The organism is Blastococcus sp. SYSU DS0828, assembly GCF_054050975.1.
The window spans coordinates 34,661-52,742 of sequence record NZ_JBJHAK010000009.1 but is presented as its reverse complement, the minus strand read 5'-3'; the positions used below and the strand labels follow the sequence as shown (position 1 = coordinate 52,742).

Sequence of the window (18,082 nt, the reverse complement as noted above, 5' to 3'; positions counted from 1 at the left end):
CATGGAATTCGTGCTGATCGCGATCGCGATCCTGCTGGTCGCCCTCATCGCCGGTGTCAGCCTGCTCGTCGGCCGTGGACGGCGGACGACGCGGCTCGACGACGACGCCGCCAGCGGCACGACGCTGACCCGCCCCCGGCCCCCCGCTCCGCCGGTCGAGCAGCCGCGGCCGACCGGTGCCACCGCGTCGGGACTGGGTCTCCAGGACCAGCCCGACGCGGTGGTCCCCGAGGCTCCGCCGGCCGTGGAGCTGCCCCCGGCCGAGCCCGAGCCGGGGCTGGTGTTCGAGACCCCGGCGCCCTCGGCGGGACGGCTGGTGCGGCTGCGCTCGCGGCTGGCTCGGTCGCAGTCCTCGCTGGGCCGGGGCCTGCTCACAGTGCTGGCCCGCGAGAAGCTGACCGAGGACGACTGGGAGGAGATCGAGGAGACCCTGCTCGCCGCCGACGTCGGCGTCGCGGCCACGACCCAGATCGTCGAGCGGCTGCGCACCCAGTCGATGGTGCTGGCCACCGCCTCCGGGGCCGAGCTGCGCGAGCTCCTCGTCGACAACCTCGCCGCGGTCCTGGGCCCCGACCTCGACCGGACGCTCGGCACGGCCCGGCACGAGGGCCGGCCCGGCGTGGTGCTGGTCGTGGGGGTCAACGGCGCCGGGAAGACGACCACGGTCGGCAAGCTCGCGCGCGTGCTCGTCGGCGACGGCAAGAGCGTCGTCCTCGGTGCGGCCGACACCTTCCGGGCCGCCGCCGCCGACCAGCTGGAGACGTGGGGCGAGCGGGTGGGCGTGCTCACCGTCCGCGGCCGCGAGGGCGGCGACCCCGCCGCCGTCGCCTTCGAGGCGGTGCGCACCGGCATGGAGGCCGAGGTGGACACCGTCGTCGTCGACACCGCCGGGCGGCTGCACACCAAGTCCGGGCTCATGGACGAGCTGGGCAAGGTGAAGCGGGTCGTGGAGAAGCAGTCGCCGGTCACCGAGGTGCTGCTGGTGCTCGACGCCACCACGGGGCAGAACGGCGTCGTGCAGGCCCGGGTGTTCACCGAGGCGGTCGAGGTCACCGGCGTGGTGCTCACCAAGCTCGACGGCACCGCGAAGGGCGGCATCGTCGTGCGGGTGCAGCAGGAGCTGGGCATCCCGGTGAAGCTGATCGGGCTCGGCGAGGGCCCCGACGACCTGGCGCCGTTCGAGCCGAGGGCGTTCGCCGAGGGGCTCGTCGGCGAGGGGTGACCCCGGGGTCGGCGGGGTGAGCAGCCGGAGCGTTCGCGCGCCCTGAGGGTGCGAGGGGTCACACGGTCCGGTCGGCGCAACACGCCCGCAACGCGGGGGCGGGACACGCGCTGCGGAGTTCACGACCCCGAAACGTGGCGCCGACGTCGCCGGAAACACGGGCCCGGCACGGTGAACTCCGCGTCGCCCTCCTCGCACGGAGGTCGCGAGCTCACCGATACGGCCGCCCGGCCGACGACCCGACACAGGAGGTTGCCGTGCTCGACACCGGCAATACCGCCTGGATCCTCACCAGTGCGTCGCTCGTGCTGCTGATGACCCCAGGCCTCGCACTGTTCTACGGCGGCATGGTCCGCGCGAAGAGCGTCCTCAACATGATGATGATGAGCTTCGGGGCCCTGGCGCTGATCAGCGTGCTCTGGGTGCTCTGGGGCTACTCGATCGCGTTCGGGGACGACATCGGTGGGGGCCTCCTCGGCAGCCCCTTCGAGTTCTTCGGGCTCAACGGCCTGATGGAGGACACCGACGCCGCGCTCCCGACGATGGCCTTCGTCGGCTTCCAGTCCGTCTTCGCCATCATCACCGTCGCGCTGATCTCCGGTGCGATCGCCGACCGCGCCAAGTTCGGTGCCTGGATGGTCTTCGCCGGCATCTGGGCGACCATCGTCTACTTCCCGGTGGCGCACTGGGTCTTCGCCTTCGACGGCGACGACGTGGTCGGCGGCTGGATCGCCAACGACCTGGCCGCGATCGACTTCGCCGGCGGCACCGCGGTGCACATCAACGCCGGTGCGGCGGGCCTGGCGCTGGCGCTGGTGCTGGGCAAGCGGCGCGGCTTCGGCCGGGACGCCATGCGGCCGCACAACCTGCCGCTGGTCATGATCGGCGCCGGGCTGCTGTGGTTCGGCTGGTTCGGCTTCAACGCCGGCTCCGCGCTGGCCGCCGACAACACCGCCTCGGTGGTCTGGGTCAACACCCTCGTCGCCACGGGTGCGGCGATCCTCGGCTGGCTGCTGGTGGAGAAGATGCGGGACGGGCACTCCACGTCCCTGGGCGCCGCCTCCGGTGTGGTCGCCGGTCTGGTCGCCATCACGCCGGCGTGCTCCGCGGTCTCGCCGATCGGCGCGATCGTCATCGGCGCGATCGCCGGTGCGCTCTGCGCCCTGGCAGTGGGCCTGAAGTACAAGCTCGGCTACGACGACTCGCTGGACGTCGTCGGCGTCCACCTGGTCGGCGGCCTGTGGGGCACCATCGCCATCGGCTTCTTCGCCGACCCCGACGCCCCCGCCGGCGTGGAGAGCCTCTTCTACGGCGGCAGCGTCGACCAGCTCTGGCGGCAGGTCGTCGGGGCGGTGGCCGTCCTCGTCTTCTCCTTCGTCCTTACGCTGGTCATCGGATTCGTCATCCAGAAGACGATGGGCTTCCGCCTCACCGAGGACGACGAGGTCACCGGTATCGACACCGTCGTGCACGCCGAGTCGGGCTACGACCTCGCCTCTCTCGGCAGCAGCGGTTCCACCGCCCCAATGGCCGGCCAGGCGCCCGCCGAGGCCCGGAACACGGAAGGGATCAGGTCATGAAGCTGGTCACCGCGATCGTCAAGCCGTTCAAGCTCGACGACGTCAAGAACGCCCTCGAGCTGATCGGCATCGCCGGGCTCACCGTCAGCGAGGTCCAGGGCTTCGGCCGGCAGCGGGGTCACACCGAGGTCTACCGCGGCGCCGAGTACCAGGTGGACTTCGTGCCGAAGGTCCGCATCGAGGTGGTCGTCAGCGAGCTGGACGCCGCCCGGGTCGTGGACGCCGTCGTCGAGGCCGCCTCCACCGGCCAGATCGGCGACGGGAAGGTGTGGGTGACGACGATCGACGAGGTCGTCCGGGTCCGCACCGGCGAGCGCGGGGACGACGCGCTCTAGTCGAAGGACCCCGTCCTCCTCATCCCTCGCCCGCTCGGGCGAGCCTCTGGACGGGGCCCGCGTCGGCCGGGGTGGTGGGTTCCTCCACCGCCCCGGCCGACGCATCTTCCGACCGTTGCTCCACCGGAGGGGGATGTGTGCTGGACACCGAGGCGCTGCCGGGCCTGAGCCGCGCGGAACGCGTCGCGGCCCTGGACGGATGGCTCGCCGGGCTGCTGGACGACGCCGTGGCCGGCACCCCGCCGTCGCACACCCGCCGCGGGGGGACGCCGCCCCGGACCGGCACCGACGGGGTGGCGCTGGTCGCCGTCGGCAGCCTCGGCCGCCGGGAGCCCCCGCCGCACGGGGACCTGGACCTGGTCCTCGTGCACGAGGACCGGCCGGAGGTCGCCGCCCTCGCCGACGCCCTCTGGTACCCGGTCTGGGACGCCGGCCTGCGGCTGGACCACTCGGTGCGCTCGGTCTCCGAGGCGGTCGCCGTCGCCTCCACCGACGTCAAGGCCGGGCTCGGGCTGCTCGACGCCCGGCTGGTGGCCGGCGACGCCGGGCTGGCCGCCCGGCTGCGCACGGCGACCCTGGCCAGCTGGCGGCAGCACGCCTCCCGGCTCCTGCCGCAGCTGCGCGACCTGCGGCGCGAGCGCGGCCGCCGCCTGGGCGAGCTCGCCTTCCTGCTGGAACCGGACCTGAAGGAGGCCTACGGCGGCCTGCGCGAGGGGCAGGTGCTGCGTGCGGCGGCCGCCGCCCAGCTCGCCGACGAGCCCGCCGCGGAGGTCGAGCAGGCCTACGCCTTCCTGCTCGACGTGCGCGACGAACTGCGCCGGCGGTCCGGGCGGGCCTCCGACGTCCTGGTGCGCCAGGAGCAGCGGGCGGTGGCCGCCGCGCTGGGCCTGGCCGACGAGGACGTGCTGCTGCGCGAGGTGAGCCTGGCCGGGCGGCGGCTGGCGTTCGTCGCCGACGAGACGTGGCGCCGGGTGGAGGCCGGGCTGGTCCGCCGTCCCCGGGGCCGCTACCGCCGGGTGCGGCGCGAGCCGCTGGCCGACGGCGTCGTCCGGCAGGGCGACGAGGTGGTGCTCGCGCGGGACGCCCGGCCGGCCGCCGACCCCGGGCTGCTCCTGCGGGCGGCAGCGGCCGCCGCCCGGGCCGACCTGCTCCTGTCGCCGTACACGCTCAAGGTGCTCGCCGTGCACAGCCCGCCGGTGCCGGAGCCCTGGCCGTCGGAGGTCCGGTGGTCCTTCCTCCGGCTGCTGGCCAGCGGCCGGTCCGCCGTGCCGGTGCTGGAGCAGCTGGACCAGGAGGGCCTGCTCGCCCGCCTGCTGCCCGAGTGGGACCGCATCCGGTCGCTGCCGCAGCGGCACCCCTGGCACCGCTTCACCGTCGACCGGCACCTGATCGAGGCCGCGGCCGCGGCCGCGGAGCTCACCCGCGACGTCGACCGGCCCGACCTGCTGCTGGTCGCCTCGCTGCTGCACGACATCGGCAAGGGCTGGCCGGGTGACCACAGCGAGGTGGGCGAGCCGATCGCCGCCGCCATCGGCGCGCGGATGGGCTTCGCCGGGGCCGACGTCGCCACGCTCGGCACGCTGGTGCGCCACCACCTGCTGCTGCCGGCGACGGCGACCCGGCGCGACATCGACGACCCGGCGACGATCGATCGGGTGGCCGCCACCATCGGCCGCGACGCCTCCGTGCTGCACCTGCTGCACGCGCTGGCGCAGGCCGACGGCGCGGCCACGAGCGCGTCGGCGTGGTCACCGTGGAAGGCGCACCTGGTCGCGGCGCTGGTGGCCCGGGTGCAGGCGCAGCTCGGCGGCGCGCCGCTGAGCGAGCCGGAGCCGGTGCTGCACCCGGCCACGCGGGCGCAGGCGACAGTGCTCGCGCCGGGCATCCCGGGCGCGACCCGGGGCGTGACGGTCGGCATCGAGGAGGTGGCCGACGGCCAGCAGGTGACGATCGGGGCCCCCGACCGGCCGGGGCTGCTCAGCACCTGCGCCGGTGTGCTCGCGCTGAACCAGCTCGACGTGCGGGCCGCGAAGATGACCGTGGCCGACGGCTACGGCACCGGCGTGTTCGCGGTGCGGCCCCGGTTCGGGCGGGCGCCGGTGCCGGAGATCCTCGCCGACGGCGTGCGCGCCGCCCTGGAGGGGACGCTCTCGCTGCCCGAGCGGCTGCGGCAGCGGGAGGCCGACTACCGCCAGGAGACCCGCTCCGCGCCACCGCGGATCTCCTGGCACAACCACGAGGTCAGCGGGCGGGCGACCGGGATCGTGGAGGTGCGCGCGGGGGACCGGACCGGGTTGCTCTACCGGCTGACCGCGGCGATCGCGGCGGAGGGGCTGGACGTCACGTCGGCCCGGATCGAGACGCTCGGCGGGGACGCGGTCGACTGCTTCTACGTGGCCGACCCCTCGGGCTCCCCGGTGGACCCGGAGCAGCGGCAACGGGTCGACGCGGCCCTCGTCGCGGCCACCCGGGGCCCGGCCGTGGCGGCGGGACCCGACACGCCGTCCTGAGCTACCTCGTTCTGTCGTACCCGCGTGCGACGGTCGTGGGCAGAGGGGACGGACCGGTCCCACCTGCCGAGAGGAGCCGACTCGTGGAGAGCCGCCACTGGCCCTGCCCGTCCTGCGGGGACGACCGGGACTTCGTGCAGCCGCCGTGCGTCGACGGCCACACCGAGGACGGCGGCGAGTGCCCCGAGTGGGCGTGCGCCGACTGCGGCACCGCGATCGTCACCGGTCAGACGGCCCTGCTGCGCGCCGAGGTCCGCTCCGCCCGCGCGGCCTGAGAAAACTCCCCGTCCCCCTCACGCCTCGCACGCTCGGCGTGAGCCTCTGGGCGGGGCTCCCGCCCCCCACCGCCTGCCGGCTGGCGGCGGGACCCTGCGGGAGGGCCGCCCCGTCACCTCCCCACTCGATACGCTGGGAGACAGGTGGCGCGGCGAGCCCGCGCCCGAGACTGCTGAGGACGTGCTGTGTTCGAGACCCTCTCCGACCGCCTGGACAAGGTGTTCACCGGCCTGCGCGGGAAGGGCCGGCTGTCCGACGCGGACATCGACTCGACCGCGCGGGAGATCCGCATCGCGCTGCTGGAGGCCGACGTCGCGCTGCCCGCGGTGCGGGCATTCATCAGTGCGGTCAAGGAGCGCGCCCGGGGGGCGGAGGTCTCGCAGGCGCTGAACCCGGCGCAGCAGGTCGTCAAGATCGTCAACGAGGAGCTCATCCAGATCCTCGGCGGCGAGACCCGCCGCATCCGGCTGGCCAAGCAGTCGCCGACGGTGATCATGCTGGCCGGTCTGCAGGGTGCCGGTAAGACCACCCTCGCCGGCAAGCTGGGCCGCTGGCTGAAGTCGCAGGGGCACACGCCGCTGCTGGTCGCCGCCGACCTCCAGCGCCCCAACGCGGTGAACCAGCTGTCGATCGTCGCCGGTCAGGCGGGGGTCGACGTCTTCGCGCCGGAGCCGGGCAACGGGGTCGGCGACCCGGTGCAGGTGGCCCGCGACTCGATCGAGCACGCCCGCCGGACCATGCACGACGTCGTCGTCGTCGACACCGCCGGCCGGCTGGGCATCGACGCCGAGCTGATGCAGCAGGCGGCCGACATCCGCGACGCGGTCCGCCCGGACGAGACGCTGTTCGTGGTCGACGCGATGATCGGCCAGGACGCCGTCACGACGGCCCAGGCGTTCCAGGAGGGCGTCGGGTTCAGCGGCGTCGTCCTCACCAAGCTCGACGGCGACGCCCGCGGTGGTGCCGCGCTGTCGGTGCGGTACGTGACCGGCCAGCCGATCATGTTCGCCTCCACCGGCGAGAAGCTCAGCGACTTCGACGTCTTCCACCCCGAGCGGATGGCCTCGCGAATCCTCGGCATGGGCGACATGCTCACGCTGATCGAGCAGGCCGAGCGGACGTTCGACGCCGAGCAGGCCGAGCGGATGGCGGGCAAGCTCGCCTCCCGCGAGGGCTTCACCCTCGAGGACTTCCTCGAGCAGATGATGGCGATCCGCAAGATGGGGCCGATCGCCAACCTGCTCGGCATGCTCCCGGGCGCGGGCCAGATGAAGGAGCAGCTCAAGCAGGTCGACGACCGCGATCTCGACCGCACGGCGGCGATCATCCAGTCGATGACGCCCGAGGAGCGGGTCAACTCGAAGATCATCAACTCGTCGCGCCGGGTGCGCATCGCCAACGGCTCGGGCGTGACGGTCACCGAGGTCAACGGCCTGCTGGAGCGGTTCGCGCAGGCCCAGAAGATGATGGGCCAGATGGCCGGCAGCATGGGTCTGCCCGGCATGGGCCCCATGTCGAAGAAGGCTCGCGGTCGGCAGATGCAGGCGCAGTCGAAGAAGGGCAAGGGGAAGAAGGGCAAGGGCAAGGGTGGCCCGGCGCGCCGTCCCGTGGGCGCCCCCGGGCTGCCGCCCGGCGCGGGCAACACCTTCGGGGCGAACCCCTTCGGCGGCGGCGGGATGCCGGGGCTGCCCCCGGGTCAGGCCATGCCTGACCTCACCAAGCTGAACTTCGACCAGTTCAAGGACGGCAACGGGCGGTGACCGCCCCCGCCCTCCACCTGTCCGGTGTGGTGCTGCCCGAGGGCGAGCACCGCGACGTCTGGGTGCGCGACGGGCGGTTCACCTTCGAGCCGGTCCCGGGAGCGGAGACGGTGAGCCGGGGTGGCTGGCTGCTGCCCGGCCTGGTCGACGCGCACTGCCACGTGGGCATCGCCCGCGGCGGCGGGCACGTCGAGGACATCGCCCACGCGCGCACGCAGGCGCTGGTGGAGCGGGACGCCGGGGTGCTGGCGCTGCGCGACTGCGGCTCGCCGGTGGACACCCGGGAGCTGGACGGCGACCCGGAGCTGCCGACGATCATCCGGGCCGGGCGGCACATCGCCCGCACCCGCCGGTACATCCCGGGGCTGGCCGTCGAGCTGGAGCCCGAGGACCTCGTCGAGCAGACGCGCATCCAGGCCGGCCGGGGTGACGGCTGGGTGAAGCTGGTCGGCGACTGGATCGACCGGTCGGTCGGCGACCTGGCCCCCGAGTGGCCGGCCGACGTCGTCGCCGCGGCGATCGCGGCGGCGCACGAGGAGGGCGCCCGGGTCACCGCGCACACCTTCGGCACCGACGCGCTGCCGGCGCTGATCGAGGCCGGGATCGACTGCATCGAGCACGGCACCGGGCTGACCGAGGAGCTCATCGGCGAGATGGCCCGCCGCGGCACCGCCGTCGTCCCGACGCTGGTGAACGTGGAGAACTTCCCGGGGTTCGCGGCGGCGGGGGAGCAGAAGTTCCCCAGCTACGCCAGCACGATGCGGCGGCTGTACGCGAACTCCGGTGCGGTGGTGCGGGCCGCGTACGAGGCGGGCGTGCCGGTGTTCGCCGGCACCGACGCCGGCGGCGGCATCGACCACGGCGTCATCGCCGACGAGATCCGGGCGCTGTGCCAGGCCGGCATCCCGGCCGAGGCGGCCCTGGCGGCGGGCTCGTGGCGGGCGCGGGAGTGGCTCGGGCTGCGGGGGATCGAGGAGGGGGCGACGGCCGACGTCGTCGTGTACGAGACCGACCCGCGCGCCGACCTCGACTCGTTGCAGCGACCGCGACGAACCATCCTGCGCGGCCGCGTCGTCGCCTGATCAGCGGGCGTTTCCCGCAGCTGCGTGGGCGTCAGTTGATGCAGCCGGTGTCGGCGGCGGTGCGGGCCTCCTCCTCGGCCTCGGCCACCAGCGGCTGGACGTCCGTCTCCTGGCCGATGCCGTTGAAGTCCGAGCCGAGGACGAGCTGGACGGTGCCCGGGGTGGCGTCGTCGACCGCCCGGGTGACGGCGCCCGGGATCTCGGCGGAGAGGGTGGCGGCGAGGGCCTCGTCGCCGGCGGCGTACCGGACCTCGGTCTGCGCGTAGTCGGCGGAGTCAGCGTTGCCCGTGGAGACCACCGAGAAGCCCTCGGCCTCCAGCTGGGTCTCCGCCTGCGCGGCCAGGCCACTGGTGCCGGAGCCGTTGAAGACGGCGACCGCCACCTCGGCGGGGTCGACCGGCTCCGGCGGGGCGGCCTCCGGCGCGGCCTCCTCGGGTTCGGCCGACAGCTGGGCGAAGAACTGGCGCAGGGTGGTCTCGTCGGCGAGCCGGACGATCGACGCGTTGCCCTCCCGGTCGATCCCGAGGTTGGGCACGGTCTGGAACTCGATGCTGCCGGTGGTGACCGACTGCATCTGCTCGGCGAGCTGCAGCAGGTTGAGGTCCTCGTCCACCGTCAGGGACTCGGCGGCGGCCTGGACGAGCTCGCGCTGCTTGCCGAGGTCGAGCAGCACGTCGTCGGAGAGCATCTTGCGCAGCACCCCGGCGATGAAGACCTGCTGGCGGACGATGCGGTCGAAGTCGCCCCCCGGCAGCCCGTGGCGCTGGCGGACGAACTTGAGCGCGTCCGCGCCGCTGATCGTCTGCTTGCCGGCGGGGAAGACCGCGCCGGACCACTCGCGGTCGTCCACGGGCTCGCAGAGGTTGACCTCGACGCCGCCCACGACGGTGCTCAGTTCGAAGAAGCCGAGCAGGTCCACCTCGGCGTAGTGGTCGATCTGCAGCCCCGTCAGCCGGCTGATCGTGCGCACCAGCAGCTGGGCGCCGGCGGCCTGGCGGGCGCTCTCGCTGGCGGCGTCGCCGGCGGCGGCGTAGCCGTAGGCGTAGGCGGCGTTGAGCTTGTCCATGCCGTGGCCGGGGATCTCCACCCAGGAGTCGCGGGGGAAGGAGACGAACGAGGCGCGCGACCCGTCGGCGGGGACGTGCACGAGGATCATCGTGTCGGTGTTGATGCCGGAGTCGGTGCCGGCCTGGAACTCGGCCAGCTGCTCCTCGGTGAGCGTGCTGCGGCTGTCGTTGCCGACCAGCAGCAGGTTCATCGCCTCGCCGACGTCCCCGCTGTCGTCGTTGCCGTCGGTGGGGATGGCGTCGGTCCGGTTGACCGTCGCGTCGGCGACCTGGCCGAGGTACCAGCCCCACCCGGAGCCGGCGAGCAGCAGCGCCGAGAGCAGCCCGGCGACGATCCGGCTGCCGACCACGAGACGGCGGCGACCGCCCCGCTCGCGGAGGCCGGCAGGGCTGGCACCGGCGCGGGAACGCGGCGGGAGGCCGGCGCGCGGGTCGAGCCGTGGGGGCAGCGGCCGACCGCCGCGATCGTCCTGCTGGCGGTCTCGGCCCACGAACTTCCTCGCTCCCGGGATCGGCCCCGCGCGGGGGATGTCGACGAGCCTCTGACCTGCTCGATCGTAGCCACGCTGCGCCGGGCGGCGGCGCCTGCGACTCAGGCCACGGCAGTCCGGCAGACCGGGACGGCGCTCCGTCACGACGTGCCGACCGCGCGGCGACGCTGGTTGACTCGTCGCATGGTCACGCCACTCCCGGAACCGGACTCCCCGATCGACCCGACCGAGCCGGCGCCCGACGACCCGGGCGAGCTGCTGCCCGACACACCCGACACGCTGCCGCCCGCGCCGGTCGAGCCCTCGCCCGACGACCCCGGCGGCGACCCGGGCGGGGTGCCCGAGCCGGCCTGACGGGTCGCCCCCGGCCGTCGGCCGCGCCAAGCCGGTCCCGTGGACGTCGGCCTGCGGCCGCCTGGGAGACTCGCTCCGTGCTGTTGCGGATGTCCTCCCTGTTCCTGCGGACCCTTCGGGACGACCCGGCCGACGCCGAGGTCCCGAGCCACCGCCTGCTGGTGCGCGCCGGCTACATCCGGCGTGCCGCCCCCGGCGGGTTCAGCTGGCTGCCGCTGGGCTTCCGGGTCTTCCGCAACGTCGAGCGGATCGTCCGCGAGGAGATGGACCGGATGGGCGCCCAGGAGGTGCACTTCCCCTCGCTGCTGCCCAAGGAGCCCTACGAGGCCACCGGCCGCTGGACCGAGTACGGCGACAACCTGTTCCGCCTGCAGGACCGCCGAGGTGTCGACCACCTGCTCGGCCCCACGCACGAGGAGATGTTCACGCTCCTGGTGAAGGACCTGTACTCGTCGTACAAGGACCTGCCGCTGTCGCTGTACCAGATCCAGACCAAGTTCCGGGACGAGGCGCGGCCCCGCGCCGGCCTGCTGCGCGGCCGCGAGTTCACGATGAAGGACAGCTACTCCTTCGACGTCGACGACGCCGGCCTGGACAAGTCCTACGCCGCGCACCGGGACGCCTACATCCGCATCTTCGACCGCCTCGGCCTCGAGTACGCCATCGTCTCGGCGATGTCCGGGGCCATGGGCGGCTCCAAGAGCGAGGAGTTCCTGCACCCGACGGCGATCGGTGAGGACACCTTCGTCCGCTCGCCCGGCGGTTACGCGGCCAACGTGGAGGCGGTCACCACGGTCGTCCCCGACGAGATCCCGCTCGACGGCCTGCCGGAGGCGCACGTCGAGGACACTCCCGACACCCCGACCATCGAGACGCTCGTCGCCGTCGCGCAGGAGATGTTCCCCGAGGAGGGCTACACCGCCGCCTCGACGCTGAAGAACGTCGTCGTCCTGCTGGTGCACCCCGACGGCACCCGCGAGCCGCTGGTCATCGGCATCCCCGGCGACCGCGAGGTCGACCTCAAGCGGCTGGAGGCGCAGGTCGCCCCCGCCGAGGTCGAGCCGTTCGCCGACTTCGACAAGCACCCCGCGCTGGTCAAGGGCTACATCGGCCCCCAGGCGCTCGGCAGCGAGAGCGAGTCGGGGATCCGCTACCTGGTGGACCCGCGGGTCGTGAAGGGCACCCGCTGGATCACCGGCGCGAACCGGCCCGGCAAGCACGTGTTCGACCTGGTCGCGGGGCGCGACTTCACCTGGGACGGCGTCATCGAGGCCGCCGAGGTGCTCGCCGGCGACCCCGCGCCCGACGGCTCCGGCCCGCTGGAGCTCGCCCGCGGCGTGGAGATCGGCCACATCTTCCAGCTCGGCCGCAAGTACGCCGAGGCGCTGGACCTCAAGGTGCTCGACGAGAACGGCAAGCTCGTCACCGTCACGATGGGCTCCTACGGCATCGGGGTCTCCCGCGCCGTCGCCGCGATCGCCGAGTCCACCCACGACGAGCTGGGTCTGGTCTGGCCGCGCGAGGTCGCCCCGGCCGACGTGCACATCGTGGCCACCGGCAAGGACGCCGCCGTCTTCGAGGCCGCCGAGGCGCTCGCCCAGGAGCTGGTGGGGCAGGGACTCACCGTGCTCTACGACGACCGGCCCAAGGTCTCGCCCGGCGTGAAGTTCAAGGACGCCGAGCTGCTCGGCATGCCGACGATCGTCACCGTCGGCCGCGGCCTGGCCGAGGGCGTCGTCGAGCTGCGGGACCGGAAGTCCGGCGAGCGCGAGGAGATCCCGGTCGACGGCGCGGCCGGCCGGGTCGTCGCCGCCGTCCGCGGCTGAGCCCCGCGCCGTGCCGCGGGACGTCGAGGAGCAGGTGGCCCTCAGCGCCCAGCTGGTGGACCAGCGCCTGGGCATGGGCGACCAGGTGCACCAGCCCCGGCCGATCGACCACCTGGCCGGCTTCCGGTCGCGGAGGGCGGCCGAGGCGGCGGGGGAGGAGCTGGTCGCCGCCGGCTACCGGATCGACGGGCTGCGGCGCCGGTTCCTCACCGTCTGGCTGGAGTTCAGCGCGATGACCGCCGTCGACTCCGACACCGCGGCCGCCTTCACCCGTGAAGTCGTGGGCATCGTCGACCGGCACGGCGGGAGCTACGACGGCTGGGGCGGCTTCCTGGTCGCCGCGGAGGACTAGCTCCTCGGCCCCGTCCAGAGGCCCGCGCCCGGGCCTGCGAGGGCGGGAGGAGGGAGGGCTCCTCTTTCTGGCACAATGAACGGTCGAACACGGCGGCAGCGGCCCTCTCACCGTTGACGCCCGTGTCCCTGGCTCCGCCCCGGCGTACCCCCACACGTCGTTCCGGCGAGCACCGAAACGCGTTCGAGGAGAACACCACACACCGTGGCAACCAAGATCAAGCTCATGCGCCTCGGCAAGATGCGCGCGCCGTACTACCGCATCGTCGTCGCCGACGCCCGCACCAAGCGCGACGGGCGCTCGATCGAGACGATCGGCAAGTACCACCCGAAGGAGGACCCCTCCTTCATCGAGGTCGACTCCGAGCGGGCGCAGTACTGGCTGGGTGTCGGCGCGCAGCCGACCGAGGCCGTCGCCGCCATCTTCCGGGTCACCGGTGACTGGCAGAAGTTCAAGGGCGAGGCCGCGCCGCCGCCCATGAAGGTCGCCGAGCCGAAGCCGGACAAGAAGGCCCTCTACGAGGCCGCCGTCCGCTCCGGCATGGACGAGCCGGCCGCCGGTGCCACCACCCCGAAGAAGAAGGCCGCCCCCAAGGCCGACGCTCCCAAGGCCGCCGCCGCCGAGGCCCCCGCGGCCGACGCTGCTCCGGCCGAGACGCCGGCCGAGTAAGACGTGCTCGAAGAAGCGCTCGAGCACCTGGTCAAGGGCATCGTCGACAACCCCGACGACGTCACCGTCGACCTGCTCACCAACCGCCGCGGCAAGACCCTCGAGATCCGGGTGCACCCCGACGACCTCGGCAAGGTCATCGGCCGCGGCGGGCGCACCGCCAAGGCGCTGCGCCAGGTGATGACCGGAGTCGGCGGACGGGGCCTGCGGGTCGACGTCGTCGACACCGACGGGCGCTGAGCACGAGCTCTTCGAGCGCGAGCACGTGACACAGGACGAACCCACCGACACCGTGGTGGTCGGCCGCATCGGCCGGCCCCACGGTGTCCGTGGTCTCGCCACCGTCGAGGTCCGCACGGACGACCCCGACCTCCGCTTCGCCCCCGGCGCGGTGCTGCTCACCGATCCGGCCGACCGGGGCCCGCTCACCGTCGTCGACAAGCGCTGGCACAGCGGCACCCTGCTGCTGCAGCTGGCCGGTCCGGCCGGTGAGGTCTACGACGTCCGCGAGGCCGTGGACGAGCTGCGCAACACCCTCCTGCTGGTTCGCGTCGCCGACCTGCCGGAGATCGAGGAGCCCGACTCCTACTACGACCACCAGCTGGTCGGCCTGACCGCGCGGCTGACCGACGACTCGGTGCTCGGCGAGGTCACCGCCGTCCGGCACGAGGCGCAGGACCTGTTGGTCGTGCGCCGCGCCGAGGGGCGCGAGGCGCTGATCCCCTTCGTCTCGGCGATCGTGCCCACCGTCGACGTCGACGGAGGGTTCCTGGTCGTCGATCCGCCGGAGGGGCTGCTCGACCTGTGAGCGGACAGGGGCGTGAGCATCGCAGCGAGGAACGAGCGAGGAGCGGAGCGGCCCGCGGGAGCGAACCGGGTGCACTGAGCGACGCCTTCCGCATCGACGTCGTCACGATCTTCCCCGAGTACCTGGCGCCGCTGCGTCAGTCGCTGCTGGGCAAGGCCATCGAGCGCGGCCTGGTCGAGGTCGGCGTGCACGACCTGCGGCAGTGGACCGACGACGTCCACCGCGCCGTCGACGACGCCCCCTACGGCGGCGGCCCCGGCATGGTGATGAAGCCCGAGCCGTGGGGCCGCGCGCTGGACGCCGTCCGCCCGCCGGGCACCCGGCTGGTCGTCCCGACCCCCGCCGGCCGGCCGTTCACCCAGCGCATGGCCGCGGAGTGGGCCACCGAGCCGGGGCTGGTCTTCGCCTGCGGCCGCTACGAGGGCATCGACCAGCGGGTCGCCGACTGGGCCGCCGACGCCGGACCCGTCTCCGAGGTGTCGATCGGCGACTACGTGCTGGCCGGCGGGGAGTCCGCGGTCCTGGTGATGACCGAGGCCGTGACCCGGCTGCTCCCCGGCGTCGTCGGCAACCGCGAGTCCGTGGAGTTCGACTCGCACGCCGACGGCCTGCTCGAGGGCCCGTCCTACACCCGGCCGGTGACCTGGCGCGGTCGCGAGGTGCCCCCGGTGCTGCTGTCGGGCAACCACGCCGAGATCGACCGCTGGCGCCGGGCCGAGTCGCTGCGCCGCACCGCGGCCCGCCGCCCGGATCTGCTCGCCGCGCTGCCGGAGGGCGCGCTCACCGACGCCGAGCGGGCGGCGCTGGCCGGTGAGTGACCGGCCGGTCCTGCGCAGGACGGCGCGGGTGGTCGTCCTCGACCCGGCCGGGCGGGTGCTGCTGCTCGGCGCGCGCCTGCCCGACCCGTCCGTCCCGCCCGGCGAGGTGCTGTTCTGGTACACGCCCGGCGGGGGAGTGGAGGACGGCGAGACGCTCCGCACGGCCGCCGTTCGCGAGCTGGCCGAGGAGATCGGGCTGCACGTCGAGCCCGGCGCGCTGGAGGGGCCGGTGTGGCTTCGGCGGCACGTCGGCCCGTTCGGCGACCAGGTCTACGACACCCGCGAGACCTTCTTCGTGCTGCGCGACGTCGTCCACGAGGTCGTTCCCGGGGCGCTGACCGAGCTGGAGGTGCTGGCCGATGAGCCGCACCGGTGGTGGGCGGCGGAAGAACTGGCGGCGCGCGTGGACCTCGTGCCGGCCGAGCTCCCCGCGCTGCTGGCCGAGTTGCAGGCGGGGCCGTGGACGGGGCCGCCGCGCATCGTCGGCTGACGATGTGGCACAGTAGAGAGTCGCTGCTGACCGACGGCCGGGCTGTCGGGAGCTCCGCACCGGAGCCGCAGCACCCCGGAACGGACAGCCGGGGCGTTCCGCTGTCCGAACCGAGAACGAGCCATCTGAGACTGAGGACTGCCGAGATGAACACCCTGGACGCACTCGACGCCGACTCGCTGCGCGACGACATCCCCTCGTTCCGCCCGGGTGACACCGTCAAGGTGCACGTCCGCGTCATCGAGGGCAACCGCTCCCGCATCCAGGTCTTCCAGGGCGTCGTCATCCGCCGCCAGGGCGGGGGCATCCGCGAGACCTTCACCGTGCGCAAGGTGAGCTTCGGCGTCGGCGTGGAGCGCACCTTCCCGGTGCACACCCCGGTCGTCGAGAAGATCGAGGTGCTCACCCGCGGTGACGTGCGCCGCGCCAAGCTCTACTACCTCCGCGAGCTGCGCGGCAAGGCCGCCAAGATCAAGGAGAAGCGCGAGACCGTCGCGCGCTGACCTCCTCGCGAGGACACGCCTGCAGCCGGCCCGACCGGCTGGATCTCGGCGGGTCCCCTGCGCCGTACGCTTGCTCCTGATGAGCAGCGACCGGCCCGGGGGGCCCGCCGACGTCGTTCCGGGCGAACCCGACGAGCCCGACGAGACGCACGACGGTGCGCCGGCCGCCGAGAAGCCCGGCCGGCGCCGTCGCCGGGACGAGGACGCGAAGAAGGGCTCGCTGCTGCGGGAGCTGCCCGTCCTGCTGCTGATCGCCTTCGTGCTGGCCCTGGTGGTCAAGACCTTCTTCGTGCAGGCGTTCTTCATCCCCTCCGGGTCGATGGAGCAGACCCTGCACGGCTGCACCGGCTGCACCGGCGACCGGGTGCTGGTCAACAAGGTGCCGTACTGGTTCGGCGAGCCCGAGCCCGGCGACATCGTCGTCTTCCGCGGCCCCGACACCTGGACGCCGGAGATCTCGGTGGACGAGCCGGACAACTGGTTCACCGGCGCGCTGCTGTGGGTGGGGCGCACCATCGGCGTCGCGCCGCCCAGCGAGGACGACTTCGTCAAGCGGGTGATCGCCACCGAGGGCCAGACGGTGCAGTGCTGCGACCTCGAGGGCCGGGTCACCGTGGACGGCGAGCCGCTCGAGGAGCCCTACATCTTCGAGGACACGCCCATCGAGCGACGCGCGTTCGGCCCGGTGACCGTGCCCGAGGGGCGGCTGTGGGTCATGGGCGACCACCGCTCGGCGTCCGCGGACTCGCGCTCCCACATGGGCGACGAGTACGCCGGCACCATCGCCGTCGACGACGTCATCGGCAAGGCGGCGGTCATCGTGTGGCCGCTGGACCGGTTCGGCCTGCTGGACTCGCCGGACATCCAGGGCGTCGAGGCGGCGGCAGGTGCGCCCGCCGGTGAGCCGGCCCCGGTCCCGGCCGGGGCGGCGGTGGCGGTGCTGCCGTGGGCGGCCGGGCTGGCCGGCGCCGTGCCGATCAGCGCCTGGCGCCGGCGCCGGTGGCCCAGGAGCGTGCCGCCGTCCCGGTAATGGTCGCGCCGTTACGGCTGTGACTCACGCATTGCACCGTTCCGGATGCCGATAACGGCTGAAGGAAAGGTTGGAAAAGCATTAAAGAAGCCGTTTCACCCTTCCGATGCAGAGATTGAACCTACTCGGAAGTGAAACGGAGTCAGTCGTGTCCGCACCCATGGCGAGCACCGCACGCGGTGTCACCCGCGTGCTCCTCCTCGCCGACGCGCCCGTCCTGCGTCGCGGGTTGGTCAGCATGGTCAACGAGACCGCCGGCATGCAGGCGGTGGGCACGCCCGGCGAGCTGCGGCGGGCCCTCACCCTCGTCGAGACGGCCCGCCCCGATGCGGTCGTGGTGGAGCTGGGCTCCGGCCGGCCGGCCACGCTGAACGCCTGCCGCGACCTGCGTCGCCGCTTCCCCCGGGTCGCGATCGTCGCCCTGGCGACCTCGGAGGACCCGGCCGTGGTCAACGAGGCGCTGGCCGCCGGCATCCGCGGCTACCTGATGATCAACACGTCCCCGACGCTGCTCGGCTGGGCGGTCCTGGCCGCCCGCGCCGGCCGGGTCGTCGTCGACCCGCAGATCCGCCGGGTGGAGCCCTCGGCCGTGCCCCCGGCGAAGCCGTTCGCACCCGAGGTGCCGCTGACCCGCCGGGAGCAGGACGTCCTGGACGAGCTGCTCCAGGGGCTGTCCAACCGGCAGATCGGCCGCAACCTCTTCATCAGCGAGGACACCGTCAAGTCCCACGTCAAGGCGATCCTGCGCAAGCTGGGTGCCCGCGACCGGGCCCACGCGGTGTCGCTGGTGCTCTCCAACCGCACGCCGGGCTGCACCTGTGGAGCCCACTCCCTGCCGGCGCCCGCCCCCGAGGCGACCGCCGACCTCTGACCGATCCTCCGACGGCTCCGTGGGCCGGCTCCCGAACT

19 protein-coding genes are annotated in these 18,082 nt (G+C 73.6%); 18 read left to right on the top strand and 1 reads right to left on the bottom strand.

Features of this window, described 5'->3' with window-relative positions; translation table 11 throughout:
• The first annotated feature begins 1 nt into the window (after position 1).
• The 7 genes from ftsY to ACI79Q_RS09450 all read left to right on the top strand — a co-directional run bounded on the left by ftsY (position 2) and on the right by ACI79Q_RS09450 (position 8,765).
• On the top strand, positions 2 to 1,222 hold the full coding sequence (gene ftsY / locus ACI79Q_RS09480; RefSeq protein WP_456614598.1) for a signal recognition particle-docking protein FtsY: 1,221 nt from the start codon (positions 2 to 4) through the stop codon (positions 1,220 to 1,222).
• 257 nt (positions 1,223 to 1,479) lie between these two features.
• Positions 1,480 to 2,802 carry an ammonium transporter gene (locus ACI79Q_RS09475; protein ID WP_456614597.1) on the top strand — a complete coding sequence of 441 codons (1,323 nt, stop codon included), beginning with the start codon at positions 1,480 to 1,482 and terminating at the stop codon, positions 2,800 to 2,802.
• Positions 2,799 to 3,137 carry a P-II family nitrogen regulator gene (locus ACI79Q_RS09470; RefSeq protein ID WP_135146504.1) on the top strand — a complete coding sequence of 113 codons (339 nt, stop codon included), beginning with the start codon at positions 2,799 to 2,801 and terminating at the stop codon, positions 3,135 to 3,137. The genes ACI79Q_RS09475 and ACI79Q_RS09470 overlap by 4 nt, the downstream gene beginning before the upstream one ends.
• 137 nt (positions 3,138 to 3,274) lie before the next feature.
• Positions 3,275 to 5,647 (top strand): [protein-PII] uridylyltransferase, encoded by a 2,373-nt coding sequence (locus ACI79Q_RS09465; protein ID WP_456588809.1) that lies wholly within the window; start codon positions 3,275 to 3,277, stop codon positions 5,645 to 5,647.
• An 83-nt stretch (positions 5,648 to 5,730) separates the two neighbouring features.
• Positions 5,731 to 5,922: a hypothetical protein gene (locus ACI79Q_RS09460; protein ID WP_456588808.1), complete on the top strand. Its 192-nt coding sequence runs from the start codon at positions 5,731 to 5,733 to the stop codon at positions 5,920 to 5,922.
• A gap of 186 nt (positions 5,923 to 6,108) precedes the next feature.
• Positions 6,109 to 7,683: a signal recognition particle protein gene (gene ffh / locus ACI79Q_RS09455; protein WP_456588807.1), complete on the top strand. Its 1,575-nt coding sequence runs from the start codon at positions 6,109 to 6,111 to the stop codon at positions 7,681 to 7,683.
• Positions 7,680 to 8,765, top strand: coding sequence for an amidohydrolase family protein (locus ACI79Q_RS09450; protein ID WP_456588806.1), 1,086 nt, complete (start codon positions 7,680 to 7,682; stop codon positions 8,763 to 8,765). Before ffh ends, ACI79Q_RS09450 begins: the two co-directional genes overlap by 4 nt.
• Positions 8,766 to 8,796: 31 nt before the next feature.
• Here the strand turns inward: ACI79Q_RS09450 and ACI79Q_RS09445 are convergent, their stop codons facing one another.
• Entirely contained in the window at positions 8,797 to 10,182 is a 1,386-nt protein-coding gene (locus ACI79Q_RS09445) for an LCP family protein (RefSeq protein ID WP_456614596.1), read from the bottom strand.
• 324 nt (positions 10,183 to 10,506) lie between these two features.
• Between ACI79Q_RS09445 and ACI79Q_RS09440 the strand changes: the two genes are divergently transcribed.
• From ACI79Q_RS09440 to ACI79Q_RS09390, 11 genes are all read left to right on the top strand, one after another.
• Positions 10,507 to 10,677 (top strand): hypothetical protein, encoded by a 171-nt coding sequence (locus ACI79Q_RS09440; protein WP_456588804.1) that lies wholly within the window; start codon positions 10,507 to 10,509, stop codon positions 10,675 to 10,677.
• Positions 10,678 to 10,754: 77 nt separating this feature from the next.
• Positions 10,755 to 12,503, top strand: coding sequence for a proline--tRNA ligase (locus tag ACI79Q_RS09435; protein WP_456588803.1), 1,749 nt, complete (start codon positions 10,755 to 10,757; stop codon positions 12,501 to 12,503).
• A 10-nt stretch (positions 12,504 to 12,513) separates the two neighbouring features.
• Entirely contained in the window at positions 12,514 to 12,855 is a 342-nt protein-coding gene (locus ACI79Q_RS09430; protein WP_456588802.1) for a ribonuclease E inhibitor RraB, read from the top strand.
• Positions 12,856 to 13,059: 204 nt separating this feature from the next.
• Positions 13,060 to 13,524: a 30S ribosomal protein S16 gene (gene rpsP / locus ACI79Q_RS09425; protein ID WP_456588801.1), complete on the top strand. Its 465-nt coding sequence runs from the start codon at positions 13,060 to 13,062 to the stop codon at positions 13,522 to 13,524.
• A gap of 3 nt (positions 13,525 to 13,527) precedes the next feature.
• Entirely contained in the window at positions 13,528 to 13,764 is a 237-nt protein-coding gene (locus tag ACI79Q_RS09420; protein WP_113799223.1) for an RNA-binding protein, read from the top strand.
• Positions 13,765 to 13,789: 25 nt separating this feature from the next.
• The gene (gene rimM, locus ACI79Q_RS09415) at positions 13,790 to 14,332 is read left to right on the top strand and encodes a ribosome maturation factor RimM (RefSeq protein WP_456588800.1); all 543 of its coding nucleotides are present in this window, start codon (positions 13,790 to 13,792) and stop codon (positions 14,330 to 14,332) included.
• The gene (trmD, locus tag ACI79Q_RS09410; RefSeq protein ID WP_456614595.1) at positions 14,329 to 15,150 is read left to right on the top strand and encodes a tRNA (guanosine(37)-N1)-methyltransferase TrmD; all 822 of its coding nucleotides are present in this window, start codon (positions 14,329 to 14,331) and stop codon (positions 15,148 to 15,150) included. Before rimM ends, trmD begins: the two co-directional genes overlap by 4 nt.
• Positions 15,143 to 15,640, top strand: a complete 498-nt coding sequence (locus ACI79Q_RS09405; RefSeq protein ID WP_456588798.1) for an NUDIX hydrolase — start codon at positions 15,143 to 15,145, stop codon at positions 15,638 to 15,640. The genes trmD and ACI79Q_RS09405 overlap by 8 nt, the downstream gene beginning before the upstream one ends.
• A gap of 146 nt (positions 15,641 to 15,786) precedes the next feature.
• A complete protein-coding gene (gene rplS / locus ACI79Q_RS09400; protein ID WP_091933693.1) occupies positions 15,787 to 16,143 on the top strand; it encodes a 50S ribosomal protein L19 in 357 nt (118 codons plus the stop codon).
• 79 nt (positions 16,144 to 16,222) lie between these two features.
• Entirely contained in the window at positions 16,223 to 17,173 is a 951-nt protein-coding gene (lepB, locus tag ACI79Q_RS09395; RefSeq protein WP_456614594.1) for a signal peptidase I, read from the top strand.
• Between the two features lie 148 nt (positions 17,174 to 17,321).
• Positions 17,322 to 18,044, top strand: coding sequence for a LuxR C-terminal-related transcriptional regulator (locus ACI79Q_RS09390; RefSeq protein ID WP_456614593.1), 723 nt, complete (start codon positions 17,322 to 17,324; stop codon positions 18,042 to 18,044).
• The last annotated feature ends 38 nt before the right edge of the window (positions 18,045 to 18,082 follow it).